The sequence below is a fragment of the Vibrio sp. 5S239 genome (assembly GCF_041439575.1).
GTDB lineage: Bacteria > Pseudomonadota > Gammaproteobacteria > Enterobacterales > Vibrionaceae > Vibrio > Vibrio kanaloae.
Window position 1 is genome coordinate 49,157 of the sequence record NZ_JBGOOM010000006.1, and the last position, 21,376, is coordinate 70,532.

General features: G+C 45.1%; 18 protein-coding genes. 9 read left to right on the forward strand and 9 right to left on the reverse strand.

The annotated features are described in order from the left end of the window. Nucleotides 1-68: 68 nt before the first annotated feature. The gene (yihA, locus tag ACED48_RS06805; protein WP_017055582.1) at nt 69-728 is read right to left on the reverse strand and encodes a ribosome biogenesis GTP-binding protein YihA/YsxC; all 660 of its coding nucleotides are present in this window, start codon (nt 726-728) and stop codon (nt 69-71) included. 148 nt (nt 729-876) lie between these two features. Here yihA and ACED48_RS06810 point away from each other — a divergent pair, with 148 nt between their 5' ends. The 5 genes from ACED48_RS06810 to hemN all read left to right on the forward strand — a co-directional run bounded on the left by ACED48_RS06810 (nt 877) and on the right by hemN (nt 5,452). Continuing rightward, nucleotides 877-1,494, forward strand: a complete 618-nt coding sequence (locus ACED48_RS06810; protein ID WP_017055583.1) for a cytochrome c — start codon at nt 877-879, stop codon at nt 1,492-1,494. A gap of 557 nt (nt 1,495-2,051) precedes the next feature. Continuing rightward, on the forward strand, nt 2,052-2,690 hold the full coding sequence (locus ACED48_RS06815; protein ID WP_017055584.1) for a bifunctional 2-polyprenyl-6-hydroxyphenol methylase/3-demethylubiquinol 3-O-methyltransferase UbiG: 639 nt from the start codon (nt 2,052-2,054) through the stop codon (nt 2,688-2,690). Continuing rightward, nucleotides 2,690-3,247 (forward strand): Der GTPase-activating protein YihI, encoded by a 558-nt coding sequence (gene yihI, locus ACED48_RS06820; RefSeq protein ID WP_017055585.1) that lies wholly within the window; start codon nt 2,690-2,692, stop codon nt 3,245-3,247. The genes ACED48_RS06815 and yihI overlap by 1 nt, the downstream gene beginning before the upstream one ends. Nucleotides 3,248-3,253: 6 nt before the next feature. Next, nucleotides 3,254-3,742, forward strand: a complete 489-nt coding sequence (locus ACED48_RS06825; RefSeq protein ID WP_017055586.1) for a DUF2489 domain-containing protein — start codon at nt 3,254-3,256, stop codon at nt 3,740-3,742. 318 nt (nt 3,743-4,060) lie between these two features. Next, nucleotides 4,061-5,452, forward strand: coding sequence for an oxygen-independent coproporphyrinogen III oxidase (gene hemN / locus ACED48_RS06830; RefSeq protein ID WP_017055587.1), 1,392 nt, complete (start codon nt 4,061-4,063; stop codon nt 5,450-5,452). A gap of 97 nt (nt 5,453-5,549) precedes the next feature. Here the strand turns inward: hemN and ACED48_RS06835 are convergent, their stop codons facing one another. From ACED48_RS06835 to glnA, 5 genes are all read right to left on the reverse strand, one after another. Next, complete coding sequence (locus ACED48_RS06835) at nt 5,550-8,096, reverse strand: EAL domain-containing protein (RefSeq protein WP_017055588.1); 2,547 nt, start codon at nt 8,094-8,096, stop codon at nt 5,550-5,552. Nucleotides 8,097-8,204: 108 nt separating this feature from the next. Beyond that, a complete protein-coding gene (gene glnG / locus ACED48_RS06840) occupies nt 8,205-9,608 on the reverse strand; it encodes a nitrogen regulation protein NR(I) (protein ID WP_017055589.1) in 1,404 nt (467 codons plus the stop codon). Between the two features lie 110 nt (nt 9,609-9,718). After that, nucleotides 9,719-10,795: a nitrogen regulation protein NR(II) gene (glnL, locus tag ACED48_RS06845; RefSeq protein WP_029626872.1), complete on the reverse strand. Its 1,077-nt coding sequence runs from the start codon at nt 10,793-10,795 to the stop codon at nt 9,719-9,721. Between the two features lie 167 nt (nt 10,796-10,962). Further along, a complete protein-coding gene (locus tag ACED48_RS06850) occupies nt 10,963-11,526 on the reverse strand; it encodes a DUF4124 domain-containing protein (RefSeq protein WP_017055591.1) in 564 nt (187 codons plus the stop codon). Between the two features lie 206 nt (nt 11,527-11,732). Then, complete coding sequence (gene glnA / locus ACED48_RS06855) at nt 11,733-13,142, reverse strand: glutamate--ammonia ligase (RefSeq protein ID WP_017055592.1); 1,410 nt, start codon at nt 13,140-13,142, stop codon at nt 11,733-11,735. Nucleotides 13,143-13,703: 561 nt separating this feature from the next. Between glnA and typA the strand changes: the two genes are divergently transcribed. Further along, the gene (gene typA, locus ACED48_RS06860; protein WP_017055594.1) at nt 13,704-15,539 is read left to right on the forward strand and encodes a translational GTPase TypA; all 1,836 of its coding nucleotides are present in this window, start codon (nt 13,704-13,706) and stop codon (nt 15,537-15,539) included. A 183-nt stretch (nt 15,540-15,722) separates the two neighbouring features. On the opposite strand, the gene ACED48_RS06865 is transcribed toward typA, so the two are convergent. Next, entirely contained in the window at nt 15,723-16,253 is a 531-nt protein-coding gene (locus tag ACED48_RS06865) for an AAA family ATPase (RefSeq protein WP_017055595.1), read from the reverse strand. Nucleotides 16,254-16,284: 31 nt separating this feature from the next. Continuing rightward, a complete protein-coding gene (locus ACED48_RS06870) occupies nt 16,285-16,926 on the reverse strand; it encodes a DUF2959 domain-containing protein (RefSeq protein ID WP_029626874.1) in 642 nt (213 codons plus the stop codon). A gap of 42 nt (nt 16,927-16,968) precedes the next feature. Between ACED48_RS06870 and ACED48_RS06875 the strand changes: the two genes are divergently transcribed. The 3 genes from ACED48_RS06875 to ACED48_RS06885 are packed head-to-tail and all read left to right on the forward strand — an operon-like array spanning nt 16,969 to nt 19,268. Further along, the gene (locus ACED48_RS06875) at nt 16,969-17,910 is read left to right on the forward strand and encodes a virulence factor BrkB family protein (protein WP_017055597.1); all 942 of its coding nucleotides are present in this window, start codon (nt 16,969-16,971) and stop codon (nt 17,908-17,910) included. Further along, nucleotides 17,882-18,316 carry a D-aminoacyl-tRNA deacylase gene (dtd, locus tag ACED48_RS06880; protein ID WP_004735590.1) on the forward strand — a complete coding sequence of 145 codons (435 nt, stop codon included), beginning with the start codon at nt 17,882-17,884 and terminating at the stop codon, nt 18,314-18,316. The genes ACED48_RS06875 and dtd overlap by 29 nt, the downstream gene beginning before the upstream one ends. 16 nt (nt 18,317-18,332) lie before the next feature. After that, nucleotides 18,333-19,268 carry a bifunctional GNAT family N-acetyltransferase/hotdog fold thioesterase gene (locus tag ACED48_RS06885; protein ID WP_017055598.1) on the forward strand — a complete coding sequence of 312 codons (936 nt, stop codon included), beginning with the start codon at nt 18,333-18,335 and terminating at the stop codon, nt 19,266-19,268. 63 nt (nt 19,269-19,331) lie between these two features. Here ACED48_RS06885 and ACED48_RS06890 read toward each other — a convergent pair whose 3' ends face one another. Then, on the reverse strand, nt 19,332-21,302 hold the full coding sequence (locus ACED48_RS06890; protein ID WP_017055599.1) for an AsmA family protein: 1,971 nt from the start codon (nt 21,300-21,302) through the stop codon (nt 19,332-19,334). Nucleotides 21,303-21,376 lie beyond the last annotated feature (74 nt).

Here is a 21,376-nt window from a genome sequence, read left to right on the forward strand (position 1 = left end):
AAGGTTAAATCACTGGTAGTCAGTGCTTTAACTTCTCGCTATAGATGAAGCGATTATAGATAGAGGCGCTATTCGGAGTCGTTGTGCTCTTCATCTGCTAGCTCATCAATAAGTTGGTCTGCAAACGCAGGTGCGAACCACTCATCCATTTTGCTACGCAGTTGGTCAACACCGATACCCTTCATTGAAGAGAAGACATCAACCGCGACATCACCACCGAAAGATTTTGCATCGTTACGGATTTTCAGTAGCTGTGCTTTACGCGCGCCACTTTTCAGCTTGTCGGCTTTTGTTAACAAAACCTGTACTGGGATGCGGCTATCGATAGCCCAGTAGATCATTTGTTGGTCAAGGTCTTTCATTGGGTGACGGATATCCATCAATACCACCAAGCCCTTCAGGCTTTCTCGGCGTTGTAGGTATTCACCTAGCGACTTCTGCCATTTTTTCTTCATTTCAAGTGGAACTTGAGCGAAGCCATATCCAGGTAAGTCGACGATATGACAACCATCTGTTACCTTGAATAGGTTAATTAACTGAGTTCGACCTGGTGTTTTACTGGTTTTCGCCAAGCTTTTTTGGTTTGTAACGCGGTTTAGCGCGCTAGATTTACCAGCATTGGAGCGTCCTGCAAACGCAATTTCGATTCCTTCGTCTTCTGGTAAATGACGAATATCAGGTGCACTGGTAATGAAATGCGTGTTTTGATAATGAATTTTTACGCTCACTGTTAACTCCATCTCGACTTTGTGTAGTCGATTGATTACTTTTTTGTGAATTTGTGTAAAATAACCGTGCTCGGCATAAGGTCGCCTATTGTACCATGAGTGGCAACATAGAGTGGTACTGGAAGCTTGATAATTATAATGGAATGTCATGAAGAAATTAGCGCTAATTTTGAGTCTTTTAGCCAGCTGCTCAGTATGGGCTCAAGGTAGTATTGAAGCTGGTAAAGCCAAATCACAAACATGTGTCGCCTGCCATGGTGCTGACGGCAACAGTCTGATCACCCAGTACCCTAAACTGGCTGGTCAACATGAGAAGTACCTAATAAAGCAGTTAAAAGAGCTTAAGTTAGGTATGACGAGTGGTGGTAAACAAGGTCGTTATGAACCTGTAATGGGTGCAATGGCGATGCCTTTATCTGAAGAAGATATGGCTGACCTAGCGGCATACTACGCATCTCTCCCTATCTCTAATAACTCTACTCCTGAAAATGTTGTAGATGAAGGTAAGGTTCTTTACACGGCGGGTGACTCAGAACGCGGCCTAACAGCGTGTACTGCTTGTCATGGCCCTCGTGGTAACGGCACCGAACTTTCTGGTTTCCCTAAAATTTCAGGCCAACACGCAGATTACATCAAGGCTCAACTTGAGAAATTCCGCGATGATAGCCGTAATAACGACATGAATGCGATGATGCGTGATGTAGCTAAAAAGTTAACAGACGCAGACATTGATACCTTATCGAAGTACGTTGGTGGTCTACACTAATTTGTCGGTTTCTTGCTCTTAGCCAGAGTTAAGAAATGTACGTTCGAGCGAGGTTAAAGAGACACCCTGATCAGTAATGGTTGGGGTGTTTTCTTTTGTGTGGATTTTATTTATGCGTTTTTATTTAATGTCTGATTTATCAATTTGTGGTCGATTCGTGTACGAAAGTGTGAAGTAGCACTCTTGTAGTCTTTTTGTAACCGGGTAAAGTAATCGCCATCAGCTAGGAGCTGACTTAGATACGGATGATCATCTAGTCTAACGGTATAGACAGAAATGGATCAGGCTAGGACAGCCCAGCAACAAGGTGTTAGAAAAGGATAGCCAAAACTCATCAGGACGATGAACAACAAACAAATTTGGCATGGAAAGCACCAATAACAAAGGGAGATTTGTGTACCAAGTTGAGTATGCAAATTTTGGCCGATAAAGGCAGATTTAGAGAGCGATAGGTTTTCCTATCGCTTTTTTTATTGATTTGATGAAAAAACACCCAATACCTCTCCACTATAAACTCAGTTTCTGGTATGTTTCGCATCCCTGTTTAAGGATGTGCTATGTATACTTGTCCCTTATGCCATCACCAAGGCGTGAATCACTATTTTGAAGACAAACGCAGAGCCTATCTGCAGTGTCAGCAATGTGAACTGGTATTTGTTAAACCTGAACAAAGGTTAGAAGCAAAAGAAGAGAAAGCACACTATGATCTCCATGAGAATGATCCTAGTGATGAAGGTTATCGCCGCTTTCTATCTCGCATCGCGGATCCACTAACAGACAAAATTTCATCTAACTCACAAGGGTTGGATTTTGGTTGTGGACCGGGCCCTACGCTATCTATTATGTTAGAAGAAGCCGGACACAGCGTGGAGTTGTACGATATCTATTACCATCCAGAGCTCTCTGTGTTGGAAGAAACGTATGACTTTGTGACTGCCACGGAGGTGATTGAACATCTTTATCATCCAGACAAGGTGTGGCAGCAATGGTTGAATTTAGTTAAACCCAAAGGCTGGATTGGTCTTATGACTAAGCTAGTAATAGACGTAGACGCGTTCGCTGGTTGGCACTACAAGAATGACCCGACACATGTCGTCTTCTTTAGTCATCAAACATTCCAGTTTTTGGCAGAGCGGGATAAGCTCGAACTAGAATTTTTTGGAAATGATGTAATTTTACTGAGGAAAGTGCAGTAATGGGTCGTAGTAAGAAATCAAGAAAGCCGGGAGCACTTGGCGCTCCGGAGCCTATGGTTACTCGTAACCGTAGTGAATCTGATGTTGAAGGTCGTGAACGTAAGCGTGTTAAAAAGCGCAAAGGCCTTAAGTCTGGCAGCCGTCACTCAGATGGTAGCGAAGCAAAACAGCGTAAAGCTGCACAAGCTCGCGATCCACGTTTAGGCAGCAAGAAAAAAATCCCGCTGATCGTTGAACCAGCGAAGAAGCCGACTAAACAAGAGCGCAAGCTATCTAACGAACAAGAGTTAGAGATGCTTGAGAACGATGCTCAACTGAACACACTATTAGATCGTATCGAAAATGGTGAAAACCTAGGTGCAGGTCTACAGAAGTTTGTTGATGAGAAGCTTGATCGTATCGAACACCTGATGGGCCGTTTAGGTCTGTTAGAGCCAGAAGACGATGAGGAAGAGATCTTCGAAGAAACAGCAGTTGAATCGAAGAAGAAAACAAACTCTGATGAAGACTTGTTATCTCAATTTGAAGACATCGACTTAGACAGCTTTAAAGGTTAATAGCCAATGAACGTAACCTTATTAGCAATTGCTGGTGGAATGATCATTCTCGGCTTGGGCTCTTACGCAGGTTACCTTCTACTTCAAGTGAAGAAGCAGACGGAGTTGCAAAAGCAGCATCAAGCACTCGCCATTGAAAAACGTAACGCAACGATTTACGACAACGTAAATACCTTGTGTTTAGCGGGTATCCAAGGCCAGTGTGATTTACCTGAGATCAGTATCCGAGTGTGTATCATAATGGATAATGTTCAGGGTGATGAACGTGTCGATTTTGATTCGGAATATCCTGCTCTTTCTGAGCTGTACCATATCGTTAAAGATATGGCGCGAGGAGAGGCAAGACAGGAACTGACGAAAAAAGAACGCATGCAGCAGAATCTCACACGCCACAAGGCAGAGACTCGCTTGAATGATGCGGTTATCGAAGATTTGAAAAGGTTGCAGGAGAAGGTTAAGCCTCTCAACAACCAAATCAGCATTCAGATGATCTAGTCACGACAGACTTTTAAATATAGAGGTTTGTTTAATATACACGTTATTCTTAAGACATATTGCTTTTAGGACACATTGTCTTTAATAGTATTGTCTTGAATACCGAATGTTAAACGAGCCTTCTTACCTCTTGCGTCTCGTTAATCCCGACGCTTTGTTAGTGATCAAGCTAGCAGTTCTGAGTTTTTCTTTGAAAAATTGATTTTGTCTTGAACGACCTTACAGGTCGTGTGGCAAAATAGCCCGTCTATATTTTAATGTATGTAAAATGATTTGAGAGACCTTAGGTTCTCGCGGATCTAAATTGGAAGTACCGCTATGTCGAGCAAGCCAGTAACAACGAATCAGCAAATCGTTTGGGATCAAGAAATCTTAAACAAGTACAACTATTCGGGACCTCGTTACACCTCATACCCAACAGCGTTGGAGTTTCATGAAGCGTTTACCGTCGCTGATTACGACATGGCGTGTACTCAATATCCTGAGCGTCCACTCTCTCTTTACGTGCATATCCCGTTCTGCCACAAGCTTTGTTACTACTGTGGTTGTAATAAAGTCATTACTCGTCACTCGCATAAAGCGGATGAGTACCTTGATGTGATTGAACATGAAATCCGCCAACGCGCCTCTTTATTGAATGGCCGTGAAGTGACGCAATTGCACTTCGGTGGTGGTACGCCAACGTTCTTGACCAAGACACAAATCACTCGCTTGATGATGATTCTACGTGATGAGTTTAACTTCACCGCGGATGCTGAAATCAGTATCGAAGTTGACCCACGTGAAATCGAATTAGATGTCCTTGATCATCTACGTAGCGAAGGCTTTAACCGCCTGAGTATTGGCGTGCAAGACTTTAATAAAGAAGTACAGAAGCTGGTTAACCGTGAGCAAGATGAAGCGTTCATCATTGCAATGGTTCAGCGTGCGAAAGAATTAGGCTTCCGCTCAACTAACCTTGATTTGATTTACGGCCTACCAAAGCAGACTCAAGCTTTGTTCGCTGAAACACTGAAGCAAGTGCTTGAAATGAAACCGGGTCGTTTATCGGTATTTAACTACGCACACATGCCTCAGCTGTTTGCTGCGCAGCGTAAGATTAAAGACGAAGACCTGCCAGAAGCAAAAGAGAAAATGGCGATTCTTCAAGATACCATCGAGACCTTAACGGGGGCGGGTTACCAGTTCATCGGCATGGATCACTTTGCATTACCTGAAGATGAGCTAGCAGTCGCGCAGCGTGAAGGTATTCTGCACCGGAATTTCCAAGGCTACACCACTCAGGGTGAATGTGATCTGATTGGTTTTGGTGTCTCGGCTATCTCTATGGTAGGCGATGCTTATGCGCAGAACCAAAAAGAGCTGAAGAAGTATTACGCTCAGGTCAATGACCTGCGCCATGCCCTTTGGAAAGGGGTGGTACTAGATGATGATGATCTGCTGCGTCGTGAGGTGATTAAGCAGCTTATTTGTAACTTTAAGCTTGATAAAACCACGATTGAATCTGAGTTTTCAGTTAACTTTAATCGCTACTTCAAGGAAGACTTAGAGCTTCTACAAACCTTCATTAATGATGGGTTAATTGAAGTCGATAACAAGGAAATCCGCGTGACTTTGCGTGGCCGTTTGTTGATTCGTAATATCTGTATGTGTTTTGATAAATACCTGCGCGCTAAGGCTCGCCAACAACAATTCTCTCGCGTTATCTAATCGCTCGATTGAGAATAGAAATGTAAAAAATGCCAGCATCATGCTGGCATTTTTGTATTTGGTTTATTCGATTCTCTGCTGATTGTTACGCCATGCTTTATTTACTGTTGTGATTCGTGATGTTGGTAGGCCACTGATCAAAAGGAACAGGGCGACTGTATAAGAAACCTTGAGCTAGTGGACACTGTAGCTGCTTGAGTAGTTCAGCCTGTTGCTGAGTTTCAACGCCTTCGGCTACCAAGCTTACTTTGAAACCTTTAGTGATGTTAACGATGGCTGCGACGATGGAGCTGTCGAGGTTCTCTTGATCGAGTTTGCTAACAAAGCTGCGGTCGATTTTAAGGCAATCAAATGGCAGCTTGTGCAAGTAAGCAAGCGATGAGTAGCCGGTACCAAAATCATCAATCGCAATTGAGATACCCAATGCTTTCAGCGTTAGCATGTTTTCGATGATCGTTGGATCATTGTCGATGATGCGTGACTCGGTGATCTCTAATGTGAGGTTTTTGGCCGGTAACTTGGTGTCAGACAAAGTGTTTTTAACCAAGTCAATGAAACCGTTTTCGGTGAGTTGATCGACAGAAAGGTTAACGTGCAGAGAGAAGTCTTCGTCCCATTTACCTAACTCAATGGCGATGGCGGTATCTCGACAGGACTTGTGTAGTATTTGTTTGCCGATATCGTAGATAAGCCCTGTATCTTCGGCAAGCGGAATGAATTCAAGTGGTGAAATGACGCCCTCTTTCGTTACCCATCGTGCCAGAGCCTCTGCACCTATGGCGGAGCCAGATTCAAGGTCTATGATTGGTTGATAGAACGGCTCGAACTGTTGTTGCTCAATTGCTCGATTGATGCGTGTTAGCATCTGGGTTCGATGCCTAGAAGCGTTGCCCATCTCTGGGCTGTATATACTGACGCGAGTCTTGTCTTGCTTGGCATTACTCAAGGCAATACTGCTGTTACGCAGCCACAATGTAATATCTTTAGTGCCTGAAACATGAACCACACCGATAGAGACATTGATCACGACATTCTCGGATTCCATGGCAAATGGAGCCGCAAAGGTTTGGAGTAAGCGGTTAGTGATCTGATGAACACCTCCCTCTTGGAGAGCGTCAGGCGCGTAAATCGCAAATTCATCACCACCAGTACGTGCCAATAGATACTCAGATGGTAGCGTACCTCTCAAACGAGCGGCTGCGATGATGAGCAGTTGGTCGCCATTGTAATGGCCTAGGCTGTCATTAATGTCGCGAAAGCGATCAATACCGACTAAATACAGTGTGCCTTTCTCGGTTTTTGTATTTTTCTGTACAGCATCGATAAAACCTTCTCGGCTGTACAATTTGGTTAATGAGTCATAGGTAAGTTGAGACTGTAATTGTTCAAAAGAAGCCTTTAAGTTGTTAGTCATTTCATTAAAGGCTTCTACCAACATGCTAGTTTCATAGATATTACCTGGTTTCGGCATGCTGCTGTCCCAATCGCCAGTCGCTAGACCTTTTGCTGCATCTGCGGTGGAGGTGATGGGTTGGGTCACTCGATTAAAAGCAATTAATCCGGCGATGACACCAATGCAACTCAGCGTTAGTCCAAGTAACCAGCTGTTTCTTTGGTTTTCTGGTAATGCACCGAGTAGGTTGGTTTCAGGGATCGACATACCAATAAACCATGTGATGCCATGCTCATCCTCGTAAGGCGTTATCTGGTTGAAGTATCGCTCGCCATTCAGAGTAAAGTCGAAACGTTGTATTTGCCTGTTTTCAATCAAATGGAATTGGTTAACGTAACTGGCGCTCTCTCGTATTATTGGGTTGTCACTCTCTGTAGCCAATAAGCGCTGACTTGTGTGGCTTTTATCCGTCCTTTTGGAGACAACCTTGCCTCCTCCGGAGTGCGCAACCAAGCGCTGCTGTTGGTCAATGACGTAGACAGAGGCATCGGTTTTGTATTTCAAGTTATTCAAAAATACGTTAAAGGTATTGAGCTTGATGTCACTGACGATAACCGCTTTAAATTCGTTGCCGTCATAGATAGGGGCGAGGGCAGATAAGGTGATCTCTTGGCGTTCATCAGCATTAGTGTAAATCGGAGACCATGAGGCTTTTTTCTGGTTAGCAACAGGCGTATACCAAGGACGAACTCTTGGGTCATATCCCGAAATGACTGAACGTATATCGTCACTGATCTGGCTACCACGATAGATCACGAGTTGATTTTGAGTGCGATCATCTTGCACCATCAAGGTGTAACCATTATTAGCTTCTTTACGGAAACCGACGTAGTTACCGTTTTCAGAGCCAAAGCCGATCACATCGAGTTGAGGTACAGTCGTAAAATGATTCGAAAACTTATAAAGAATGTAGTCTTGGACCTTACTGAGGTGACCAGCTTGGTAAAGGTGGTGATAACCAATGTTGTGACTGAGTGAAAGGTTAGCGAGAAACGGCTTTTCTAAAAATTCTGTGAGGCTTTGATGAACGTTATCAGTGAGTGATGTTAGTTGGCGTGTACTAAGATCACTCACCGTTTCTTCATAGTTCTGCTTTTGAGTGAAAACCATTACGCCCATAGTGAACAGAAAAATCATCACGAATGGCAGAACCACTGCGGTTCTCAATGTAATTTGTGTTTTCAAAGACATTTTTAGCTACAATTTTGGTGAATGTCGTTTTGTAATTGTACTGATACTATTAACACCAAGCGACACTTTTTTGATTAAAAAAGTAGCTGCACCGATAGTCATATAAGCTTAGTACAGTTCTTTGAGCTTACGAGTAAGGGTGTTTCTCCCCCATCCCAATACTTTGGCTGCGTCCTGTTTGTGACCATTGGTATGTTTGAGTGCAGCCTCCAGCAGTATCCGTTCAAATTCAGGCAGAGCATAAGTGAGCAGCTCTTTTTCTCCTGAATCAAGGGCACATTTTGCCCAATTAGCGAGCAGTTGTTGCCAGTTATCTCCAGAGCCTGAAGTGGCCACTGTTTTCTCTTCCAACAGCTCCGGTGGCAGATCTGAAGGGAGTATTTCACTACCGCTGGCCATGACGGTGAGCCAACGGCAAATGTTTTCAAGCTGACGAACATTACCAGGCCAATTCAGCTGATTCAGTTTTAAAACCGTCTCAGGATGCAGCGTCTTCACTTCCACCCCGAGCTCTTCTGCGGCTGAAGCTAGGAAGTGATGAGTAAGCTTCTCTATGTCTTGCTTACGTTCGCGCAGTGCAGGGATATGAATTCGAATAACATTGAGTCGGTGGAAAAGGTCTTCACGGAAGCCACCTTCATGCACTAATCGTTCAAGATCTTGGTGGGTTGCCGCCACGATACGAACGTCGACCTTAACCGCAGAGTGGCCACCCACGCGATAAAACTGACCATCAGAAAGCACACGCAGTAAGCGAGTTTGAATGTCGAGTGGCATATCACCAATTTCATCAAGAAATAGCGTGCCACCGTTAGCCTGTTCAAAACGTCCTTGGCGAACACTATTTGCGCCAGTAAAGGCACCTTTCTCATGACCAAATAGCTCCGACTCGATGAGATCTTTGGGGATTGCGGCCATGTTAAGAGCGATAAAGGGGTTCTTTGCTCTAGGGCTGTGGCGGTGTAAGGCATGTGCGACCAGTTCTTTACCGGTACCCGATTCACCATTGATGAGAACAGAAATAGATGAACGCGATAGTCGCCCTATGGCACGGAAAACTTCCTGCATCGCCGGTGCTTCACCGATGATTTCGGGTGCGTTAGTCTCTTCGACCACCTCGCTGGCTTGTTCTCGCTTCTGTTCTTGGCTGTGTGCGATGGCTCGCTCTACCAAAGTAAGCGTTTCATCGATATCAAACGGCTTAGGCAGATACTCAAAAGCGCCTTTCTGATAAGCGTTTACCGCAGCATCAAGGTCGGAGTGTGCGGTCATGATGATCACTGGCAGGTCGGGGGAGCGCTGATGAACTTGATGTAACAGCTCAATCCCGTCAATGCCGGGCATTCGAATATCAGACACCAGAACGTCTGGTGTTTCGCGCTCAAGAGCGAGCAATACGCTCTCTGCATCAGCAAATGTTTCACACTTAATATCCGCAGATGACAGTGTTTTCTCTACGACCCAGCGTATAGAACTGTCGTCATCGACGACCCAAACGTATCCCTTACTCATAATTCAATTCCTTTGCAGCCAAATCTATTGTGATAATCATTGTTGTTTTTATTGTTCGGTATTTGTTGTTGCCGATGAAACGTTGTTTCCAGTGGGAAACAAGATTTCGCCTATATCGGCAAATAAATCGTGAATGTGGTATTACCCGGCCAACTCTCAACATCAATTTTCCCATTGTGCTGATCGATGAGGTTTTGAGATATCGATAACCCAAGCCCTGTGCCACCCTCTCGTCCGCTGACCATGGGGTAAAACAGGGTGTCTTTTAACTCGTCGGGAATGCCTGGGCCGTTATCGCTGATCTCAATGCGAGCAGCGAGCTTATGTCGCTGCCCATGAATGTTTGCTTGATGCACTGTTCTGGTGCGAATGGTGATTTTCCCTGATTCCTGGGCTTTTAAAATCTGTGCGGCATTACTCACGATATTGAGCATAGCTTGCTCAACTTGCGCAGAGTCCATCAAAATATCAGGTAGGCTTGGATCGTAGTCTCGTTCGATAGCGAGCGTTGAACCCGATTCGAGCTCTACCAACTGTCGGACTTTTTCTAGAATCTGGTGAAGGTTCTCTTCTGACTTAGTTCCCGGCTTTTGCGGGCCAAGAAGCCTATCCACTAGGGCTCTCAGGCGGTCTGCTTGCTCAATAATGATCTGCGTATACTCATTCAGAGATTGATCAGGGAGCATCTTTCCAAGCAGCTGCGCGGCTCCTCGCAAACCACCTAAAGGGTTCTTAATTTCATGCGCTAACCCGCGCACCAGTAACTTCGCCGCTTGTTGTTGCGCGTGTTGGTTGAGCTCTTGGCTGAGTCGTCTTTGTTGGTCTATCTTACGCATCTCAACCAATAACAACGTCTCACGCTGCCAAGAAATTGGGCTAACCGTTACCTCAAGCATTAATGGGCGGTTGTCTACGACAAAGGTAACGTCACTGTCGGTAATACTCTGGCCGCTTTGTAGTGGTTGAGTGAGCAGTGCTAAGTCGAGAGAGGCGTGCTGGATAAGTTGGCTCAATGGATGATCAACGATGCGTCGTGCGCTCTGTGAAAAGAGCTGTTCAGCCGCCGGGTTGGCGTATCGGACATACAGTTGCTCATCGAGCATCAATGTCGAGGTCACCATATTGTCGAGAATGGCGCTGGAAAGATGATCTGTATCTATACTGTCGCTTTTGGCTGATCGATTCACTGTTTCGTCCTTGAACTGGTGTTTTATCGCTGCACCAAGTTGGTGCGAAGCTAAGTTCAAGTATGGCGCATATCAATCAGAAGCTAAAGGTAATTCATTAGGGTCGCTGAAAGCTGCTTCGATTCGGTGAAAAGTAGAGGTAATCTCGTCTCTTTTTGCACATTGGCCTACTTGATCGTCGCTCGATGTAAATACACGGTGACTGGACTAGTAGATGCAATAAGCTTGCCGCTTCTATGTGCTTGAATGGCAATGGTGTGTGTGCCTCGTTCTATGTCTTTGAGTTGCCAATTCGCTTGAGTCTGCGGGGCGCCATAGCGGCGTCCATCGAGCATCAATTGCAGCTGCTCTCCAATACCGAGTTTGCGGTTAAGATCTATCTGAACAGGGATTAAGCCTAGGTTGCTACGGATGGTTTGATCATGAACTGGATTTAGCATGGTGAGTGTTAATTGAGTTGGTGCCTCGCGTTCTGTAGTTTTTGGTTGAGTTTGAGCTGGCGTTGCCGTTTTAGTTGCAGATGAAGCTGCAGCGTCAACGGGTGTCGAGTTTTCAAATTTAGGCGCGGGCGCAGAAGCTTGTACGTCAGGTAAGTGAAGGGACTTGGCACTTTGACTGGTAGGAGTATCACTAAAGTGGAGCACACCATCTTCATCTACCCAAGTATATACCGTTTGAGCAGTGCATGAGAGTGCGACGGTTAACCCGATTAAGAACAGTATATTTTTCATATGTTTAGGCTCTTTCCACCGCAGGTGGTTTGATGTTTGGCGTTGATTGTATTGTGTTTGGTAGAAGGCATGTTACGAAGAAGAAGAGGGGGGGAGAATAGAAAAAAGGCCCACCTGCGAGGCGAGCCTAATATTTTTTAGTAGTTCTTACATGTTGCAGTGGATTTCACTGTTAGGGTAAGGGCTGCAGCACTTCCAACTGAGGATTAAACTGAGTAGTACAATTCAAATTCAAGTGGGTGTGTCGCCATGTTCACGCGTTGTACATCGTCAGATTTCAGAGTGATGTATGAATCGATGAAGTCATCAGAGAATACGCCACCAGCGGTTAGGAATTCACGGTCTTCGTTAAGCGCAGCTAGAGCTTCTTGTAGTGATTCTGCAACTGTTGGGATTTCAGCCGCTTCTTCTGCAGGAAGGTCGTATAGATCTTTATCCATCGCTTCGCCTGGGTGAATCTTGTTCTTAATACCGTCAAGGCCAGCCATCAGCATTGCTGAGTAACATAGGTATGGGTTAGCAGCTGGGTCACCAAAACGTAGCTCGATACGGCGAGCTTTAGGGCTTGGTACTACTGGGATACGGATAGAAGCAGAACGGTTACGTGCTGAGTAAGCAAGCATTACCGGAGCTTCAAAACCAGGTACAAGACGCTTGTACGAGTTCGTTGATGGGTTAGCAAATGCGTTGATTGCACGAGCGTGTTTGATTACACCACCGATGTAGTAAAGCGCCATTTCAGATAGGCCGCCGTACTTATCACCCGCAAACAGGTTAACGCCGTCTTTTGCTAGAGATTGGTGAACGTGCATACCAGAACCGTTATCACCAACGAGTGGCTTAGGCATGAATGTCGCTGTTTTACCAAATGCGTGAGCAACGTTGTGCACAACGTACTTGTAGATTTGAGTCTCATCGGCTTTTGTTGTTAGCGTGTTGAAGCGAGTTGCGATTTCGTTTTGGCCCGCAGTTGCTACTTCGTGGTGGTGAGCTTCAACGACTAGGCCCATCTCTTCCATTACTAGACACATTGCTGAACGGATGTCTTGAGATGAATCGACAGGAGCGACTGGGAAGTAACCGCCTTTAACGCCAGGACGGTGACCTTTGTTACCGCCTTCGATGTCAGAACCTGTGTTCCAAGCTGCTTCTACGTCATCAATCTTGAAGAAAGAACCCGACATATCGTTTGAGAACTTAACGTCGTCAAATAGGAAGAATTCTGGCTCTGGACCAACTAGAACTGTGTCTGCGATACCTGTAGAACGTAGGTACTCTTCAGAACGTTTAGCGATAGAGCGTGGGTCACGGTCGTAGCCTTGCATTGTTGCAGGCTCAAGAATGTCACAACGGATGTTTAGTGTTGCGTCTTCTGTGAATGGGTCCAGTACAGCAGAGGCTGCGTCTGGCATCATTACCATGTCAGATTCGTTAATGCCTTTCCAACCAGCTACTGAAGAGCCGTCAAACATTTTGCCTTCTTCGAAGAAGTCTGCATCAACTTGGTGAGAAGGAATAGAGATGTGCTGCTCTTTACCTTTTGTATCAGTAAAACGTAAGTCGATAAATTTAACTTCGTTCTCTTGGATCAGGGATAGTACATTTTCTACTGACATCTTGGATAACCTCCAGTGTTATTAATTCGGTATTAGCTCGATTCGGTTGAAACTAGCATTGATTAATGTCTATAAGTGCATTAATCGATGCTGATTTATCTAAAGCCAAAAACGTGCCAAAAAAATTATTCCATTAATTTCAACGGTTTACTTGTTTATCTGTGTTGTTCATTTTAGTTTTTGCACCAAAATGATCTCTCATTGCACTTTGTTGGTGCAGTTGTTTGCCTGTGCACCAATATATGACATATGAGAGCACCATTCAGCAATGAATTGCTTAAGTTGTCAATCCACTTTTATGGTTTTGCCAGAGATTTAGCTCGCAGCTCACGTGCGATGTTTTTTGAGAGCTCTGCGAATTTAGCTGTGCAGCACCGTACTGGCTCAAAGTTAGCGGATATGAATCGCTAACTAAGAAAAAAGCTTTGGTTCAGATCACATATTTCTAGGTTTTTGTCTAGAATCTGGTATATTATTGACCGTTTTTTAAATCAAGCTAGCGGTTATTATCCAAACTTTTGAGATAACTGACGGCTACTTTTATGAGTGAATCGAGAATCCATGTCTACTCCACAGATTGATAAGTTAAGAAATATCGCGATCATCGCGCACGTTGACCACGGTAAAACGACTTTGGTTGATAAACTGCTACAACAGTCAGGCACTCTTGAGTCTCGTGGTGAAGCTGAAGAGCGTGTCATGGATTCGAATGACATCGAAAAAGAGCGTGGCATTACCATTCTTGCTAAGAACACAGCAATCAACTGGAATGATTACCGCATCAACATCGTAGATACTCCGGGACACGCGGACTTCGGTGGTGAAGTTGAGCGTATCATGTCTATGGTTGACTCTGTTCTGCTTATCGTTGACGCAGTTGATGGCCCAATGCCTCAAACTCGTTTCGTAACGCAAAAAGCATTCGCACACGGTCTTAAGCCAATCGTTGTAATCAACAAGATTGACCGCCCAGGCGCTCGTCCTGATTGGGTTATGGATCAAGTATTCGACCTTTTCGACAACCTAGGTGCTTCTGATGAGCAACTAGACTTCACAGTTGTTTACGCTTCAGCTCTAAACGGTTGGGCAACAATGACTGAAGGCGAAACTGGTACAGACATGGAACCATTGTTCCAAGCTGTTGTTGACACAGTAGACGCGCCTGCAGTTGACCTTGACGGTCCTCTACAAATGCAAATTTCACAACTTGATTACAGCTCTTACGTAGGTGTTATCGGTGTTGCTCGTGTTACACGTGGTTCTGTTAAACCAAATCAACAAGTAACTATCGTTGGTTCTGACGGTAAGAAGCGTAATGGTAAAGTCGGTACAGTTCTTGGTTACCTAGGTCTTGACCGCCACGAAGTTGAACAAGCGAATGCTGGTGACATCATTGCGATTACTGGTCTTGGTGAACTGAAAATTTCAGATACTATCTGTGACCAAAACAATGTTGAAGCAATGACTCCGCTTTCTGTTGATGAACCAACAGTAACAATGACGTTCCAAGTAAACACTTCTCCGTTCGCGGGTAAAGAAGGTAAGTTCGTTACTTCACGTAACATCCTTGAGCGTCTAGAGAAAGAACTAGTACACAACGTTGCACTACGTGTTGAAGAAACTGATAACCCAGATCGCTTCCGTGTTTCAGGTCGTGGTGAGCTTCACCTATCTATCCTGATCGAAAACATGCGTCGTGAAGGCTTCGAGCTAGCTGTATCTCGTCCAGAAGTTATCATCAAGAAAGACGAAGATGGCAACCTAACTGAACCGTTTGAAACTGTGACTATCGACGTGCTTGAAGAGCACCAAGGTGGCATCATGGAAAACATCGGTCTACGTAAAGGTGAGCTAACGGATATGTCTCCAGATGGCAAAGGCCGTGTTCGCATGGATTTCATGATGCCTTCTCGTGGTCTTATCGGTTTCCAAACTGAGTTCCTAACTCTAACGTCTGGTTCTGGTCTTCTTTACCACTCATTTGATCACTACGGTCCTCACAAAGGCGGCGTAATCGGTCAACGTAACAACGGTGTTCTAATCTCGAACGCGACTGGTAAAGCTCTGACTTACGCACTATTCAACTTACAAGAACGTGGTCGTCTATTTGCTGAGCACGCGGATGAAGTATACGAAGGTCAAATCATCGGTATTCACAACCGTTCAAACGACCTAACAGTAAACTGTCTGAAAGGTAAGCAGCTAACGAACGTTCGTGCATCTGGTACTGATGAAGCACAGGTTCTTTCGCCACCTATCCGTCACACTCTAGAGCAAGCTCTTGAGTTCATCGACGAAGACGAACTAGTAGAAGTAACGCCAGTAAGCATTCGTATCCGTAAGAAGCTTCTTACTGAAAACGAACGTAAGCGTGCAGCACGTCCAGCTAAGGCTTAATTGCCAGCTGACTAGCTTCTAGCTAACAAGCAATACGTTTTAGAATAAGTAAGAAAGCCCCGAGTAGCATAGCTGCTCGGGGCTTTTGTTTTTTAGTTTGTTTAGATTCGAGATACGAAGAGCGTGTTCAACATTTACTCATTGAATCATAATTACAGAATCGAGGGGCGAGATATCTGGAATCTAGTTTTTGATTCCTAGGTGACTTTCAACGAACTGCACTCGTTCAGCGACCGACATAAACGGCACTTCAACAACCTCATAACCAAGTTCTTGGTAGACTCTTTCTAACGCGTGGTGAATCTCTAGCGCCTCCTCAAACGGATAAGGTCTCACATCATCTTGCACATAAATTGAAGCTTCAGGGCGACAGAACAAGGCTTGTGAGTGATAGCCTTGGCTTGCTTCTCGGTAGGTCGCATCTATCTCTAGACTAGCCTGAGTTAAGTAACCGCAGATATCTGGAATGGCGCGATCGAGAAAGGCGACTGGATGCTGACTGGCTTGGTCTTTTTGTTCTCTCATGACGGTTAAACATAGGCGAGCAAACCCCGGAAGGTCTAACCAAGGTAATATACCGTTCTCAAGTTGGCTCTGCTGTTCGATTAACTGGCGAGAGGACTCAGCGAAGGTAGGATAACCCGCATCGCCCAAGGCATTGATCAATGTGGTTTTTCCGGCGCCAGGGCCGCCAGTAATAATGATTGGGTTCATACGAGCTTATCTTTATTTGTGCCTACGGGCGTTATTTCTGGTTTAGTTGAGCAAGGAATTTATCCGATTCTGCGATCGCAGCATTCATCTGTTGGATCGCGTAGGCGATGTCTTTTTCTAAGCTCATAAACTCGCCCTGCAGTGAACCGACAGCGCTCGCATTGAGGTTATGTTTTAAGTAAAGCGTGTTGTCGCGAAGGGTATTGAGTACTGGGTCCATTTTCTTCTCAGCGCGTTTCATTGCTGACAGCATCGTTTGGTAAGACGATTTAGTGTCTCGCAGTTTTTGTTCACTTGAGCTGCGCAGTGAGTCGCTGGTGTAGAGGTCTAGTTCGCTCTGCCACTCGGCGAACAGCGCATCGGATACGTCTTCAATGGCAGCGATGCGGTCACTGACATTTTGCGCGGCTTTCTCGCTGTCTTGGTATTTATCGTTGATTTGGTTGTACATATCTTCAAGGTCGCCACCACTGAAGTTAGTCAGGCTGCTGAGTGCCTCTAGCGCGCTGCTAAACTCTTCCTGAGCGTCCTGTTGTGACTCTTTCGCGTCTTCTACTCTATCAACCATAATATCGCGCTTGTGGTAGCCCACTTGCTCCATAGCGGAGTAATAAGCGGATTGGCACCCAGTAAGCGTGAAAATAGAGAGGACTATAACGATTAAATAAGGCATCCTAGTTTCCTATAGTTAAATGACGGAATATTAATTAGGACTATGAACGAGTTACAAGAGGGTTACAAGTTGAAGATAAAAAACGCAATCACTGGAAGCATCCAGTTTTACCGCTATCTTCTCACGCGGATGGCACACGATAGAGTGAACGTAAATGCGGGCTATTTGGCTTACATTACTTTACTCTCGATCGTGCCGATGCTGACGGTTTTGCTCTCTACCTTGTCTTCGTTTTCAGTTTTTTCCGATGTCGGTCTGGTGATTCAAAACTTCATTATTACCAACTTTGTGCCTGCGTCAGGTGATGCGGTGAACAGTGCCTTGCTTGAGTTTGTCGCCAATACGGGCAAGATGACGGCGGTGGGCAGTGTGTTTTTGTTTATCGCAGCCTTGATGCTGATTTCCAATATAGATAAGAACCTGAACTACATTTGGCGTGTGACCGAAAAGCGACGTGCGGTGTTGTCTTTTTCTATGTATTGGATGGTATTAACGCTTGGACCTATTTTGGTAGGAGCGAGCATTGCAGTCACTTCTTATGTCACTTCCTTAAGTTTGTTGCAACATGACATCGTGTCTGACGCATTTAACACTGTCATTCGAAAGCTTCCTTTGATCATTTCCTTCTTAGCTTTCTTCGGTTTGTATCTGCTAGTGCCAAATAAAAAGGTACATTTTTCTCATGCGGCAGTTGGTTCTCTCGTGGCGGCTCTGTTGTTCGAACTCAGCAAGAAAGGCTTTGCGGCTTACATTACTCAGTTTCCGTCTTACCAGTTGATTTACGGTGCGCTAGCGGCGATTCCGATTCTCTTTGTTTGGATTTATTTGTGTTGGCTTATTGTGTTAGTCGGGGCTGAAGTGACCGCTGCGCTCGGTGAGCACGAACAGTGGAGTGGTTCGCAAGAAGTGGTACACTCGTCAGATAAAGACAAAATCACAGAGCAAGGAAACAACAGTGATAGCACTGATCCAGAGAGTAAGTGAAGCTGCCGTCCGTGTTGATGGCGAAGTCGTTGGGGAGATTGAGCAAGGCTTATTGGTGCTGTTAGGCGTAGAAAAAGGTGATGACGAAGCCAAAGCCAAACGTTTGATGGAACGAGTAACGACTTATCGTGTCTTTGGAGATGAAGACGATAAAATGAATCTAAACGTGAAGCAGGTAGAAGGTAAGGTATTGGTGGTGTCTCAATTCACTTTGCCAGCCGATACCAAGAAAGGGACACGAGCGGGTTTCTCTCGTGGTGCTCACCCAGAAGATGCTGAGCGTCTTTACAACTATTTCTCAGACCAATGTGAATCAGTGTTGCCAACGGAACGTGGCCGATTCGCAGCCGACATGAAAGTGTCGTTGGTTAATGATGGTCCAGTGACATTCTGGCTACAGGTTTAAGCTTAAAGGAATAAGCATGTTTAAACTCATAACTCCAACCACCGAAAATCAACTGAATAAGTATTACCATTTTCGATGGCAGATGCTGCGTGAGCCTTGGCGTATGCCCGTTGGCTCAGAGCGTGATGAATACGATCCTATGAGTCATCATCGTGTGATTGTGGATGGTCGAGGTCGTCCAATGGCGATTGGTCGCCTGTATATTACATCAGATTTAGAAGGTCAAATCCGCTATATGGCGGTGAAGAAATCTCGCCAAAGTAAAGGCATGGGCTCACTTATCTTGGTTGCGTTAGAGTCACTGGCTCGTCAAGAAGGGGCCAAGCGTTTGGTGTGTAATGCACGTGAAGATGCGATCTCATTCTATGAGAAGAATGAATTTGAATGTCGCGGTGAGATTAGTGACCAACGTGGCCCCGTTCGTCATCAACAGATGGTTAAGCACCTTGACCCTATGGCTGATGTGCTTCGCAAACCAGAATGGTGTAATGAACTGCAACAGCGTTGGGAGCATCAAATCCCAATCAGTGACAAAATGGGCATCAAGATCAACCAGTATACTGGCTATCAGTTTGAGTGTAGTGCTCAGTTGAACCCCAACCTCAATCCTCACAACACTATGTTTGCAGGTTCGGCCTTTACCTTAGCGACCTTAACGGGCTGGGGAATGACTTGGTTACTGATGAAAGAGCGAGGCCTTAGTGGTGATATTGTGCTGGCAGACAGTAATATTCGCTACCGTCACCCAGTCGAGCAAAATCCGGTTGCGGCGACATCTCTAGATGGGATAAGTGGTGACTTGGATCGCCTCGCTTCAGGCAGGAAGGCTCGTATTATTATTCATGTGACGATTCGCAGTGGCGATGTGGAAGCGGTGGAGTTTACGGGAACCTATATGCTGATCCCTGATTACAAAAAGATACTATCAACAGACACTAACGTGAGCGAGTAGCCCACACTTCGTACTCTGTTGATTTACCAATATATTGATTTAGTCAGATATTGATTGAAAGCGCTACTTCTGCGGAGTGGCGCTTTTTTGTTGGCAGTCATTTATCTCTGAGTATTCGGCTTGGTCGAGCTTTCCTGAGATTTGATGGCATTGGTCAGACAGAGTAATGGATAGCGTATGTCGCTCAGTTTTAAGCAAGTCGAGCTCTCCCTTTACCTCACCATTTAACGTTTGAACCCTTTGCGTACCTTTCTCGGCTGCGGATGCACCAATGATGTGCAATGGTTCGAGTGTGAAACGTCCACGGTCAAAATTCGCATTGAATTCTGGGATTTCAAACACGTTATCAGTCGATGCCTCTGAAAGCGTATCGTTAAAGGTCATCACCCCTTGGCGAACGCTACCGGTGAGTTGGCCAGTGGTTGAGTAGCCAAGCATTAACGAATCACCATATAAACCCGCAGCTTGAAGTTCGAACTCCCCGTAGCCTGTTGCATCGAGTGGTAACTCCAATGGTTGTAACATTAATGATATTGGTAATCCATCAGCCGAGATATCGACACTCCACGGCTTGCTGATTTGACTGAAGTCTAAGGTGGCGTTCGCTTCAATATAACCATGTTTCAATGGCATAAACAGGCGTGTTAACGTCCACTTTCCTTGTTTGCTATTCATCTCAATCACAGGCTGAGCACTGAGAATGTTTTGATAGCTCGCATCGTTGGCGCTTGCCAATAACTCTCCTTGCCACAAGCCTAGCTTTCTATCTTGTAACAGTTGGATTTGATGCCCTTCTACGTGCAGCCCTGATACCTGCCAGTAAGGTTTTTCTGCGAGCTGGATGAGCTGGCTGCGTTCTATGTTAAGCCGGTTAATTTCGACGTTCTGGAGTTGTGTCAGCCAAGGTATTAGGCGTGCGGCTGGTAGGTGGTTATCTTGGCTTTCGGTAAGCCACTTGATGCCTTGCAGGTCGAGCTGTGCTAAGTCAATGGTATCAGGCGTCACCTTGCCATTGAGCTGAACACTGCCTTGAAGGAACTGAGTATAGAAGTCTTCAATCTGAATCCGGTTGGGCTCTAGGTTGAGTTTAAGGCTTGGCTCGATGAATTGGTCATTGTCTAAGGTGACGCCTTCAGCTTGTAGAGAAAAAATGGCGTTCTGTTGTTGCCACAATTCAAAAGGCAGCTGTATGTTTTCTAATGAGGCGTCAAAGGATGCTAGATGTCCGTCTGCCCATTCTAGGTCACTACGCAAAATATCTAAGCTGTTGATGTGATTGATCTGGATACCTGTCATATCCCATTGTTTGTTCAATAGGCTTTGGGTCTGTTTTTGGTTGAGTCGTAAACCATCGATCGTCACATTCACCAAAGACCAGTCATGTTGATATTGTTCTGCTTGACCGGAAACCTTAGCGCCACGCCAGTCAAATGAAGCGCCATAAAGAGTGCTGTCACTCGGCTTTAGTTCGAGGTCAATCAACAGGTTATCGAATGCTTCGCCTTGCCAATACAGTTGCGTGGTTGAGAGTTGGGTTTTGCCATAAGGTAATAATGAGTTGTGCCCGTCCCATATGGGATCGGAGATCTGAAGATCAATGCCTCGCGCATTAAAGTCTGGGGTCGAGAAATCTAGATTATTGATGGCCAACTGGTGAAGCTTGAGGTTTGGCTGCGTAAGTACCGATGTGAGGTTTTTTAAATCATCAACTTCTAACTGCAGACCGCTGATCAACACTGAATCCAAGATCAGTTTGGCTTGAACTATAGAGCTAGGGCTAAACCACATACTGACTTTGTCGATGTACAAAGGCGACTTTTTTTTAGGTCGGTTTTGGGTAATACCCATCAAAGTGATGTGATAAGGCGCCTGATACTCAACATCCTCAATGAGTAGAGGTTGTTCAAGCGTATGTTTTATAAAAAAATTAGCAACATCAGCACGGTATTGAGTCTGCAGGCTTAATAACAACGCAGCGATAACCGCAACGGCGATAGCCAGCACAATACCGAATACCATGAATACCTTTTTCATTCCCTGAAAGCCTTAAATTTCAATAGTCTCAAACAGAGTGGAACAAAAAGGGATAAGCATCAACAAAAAAGCCC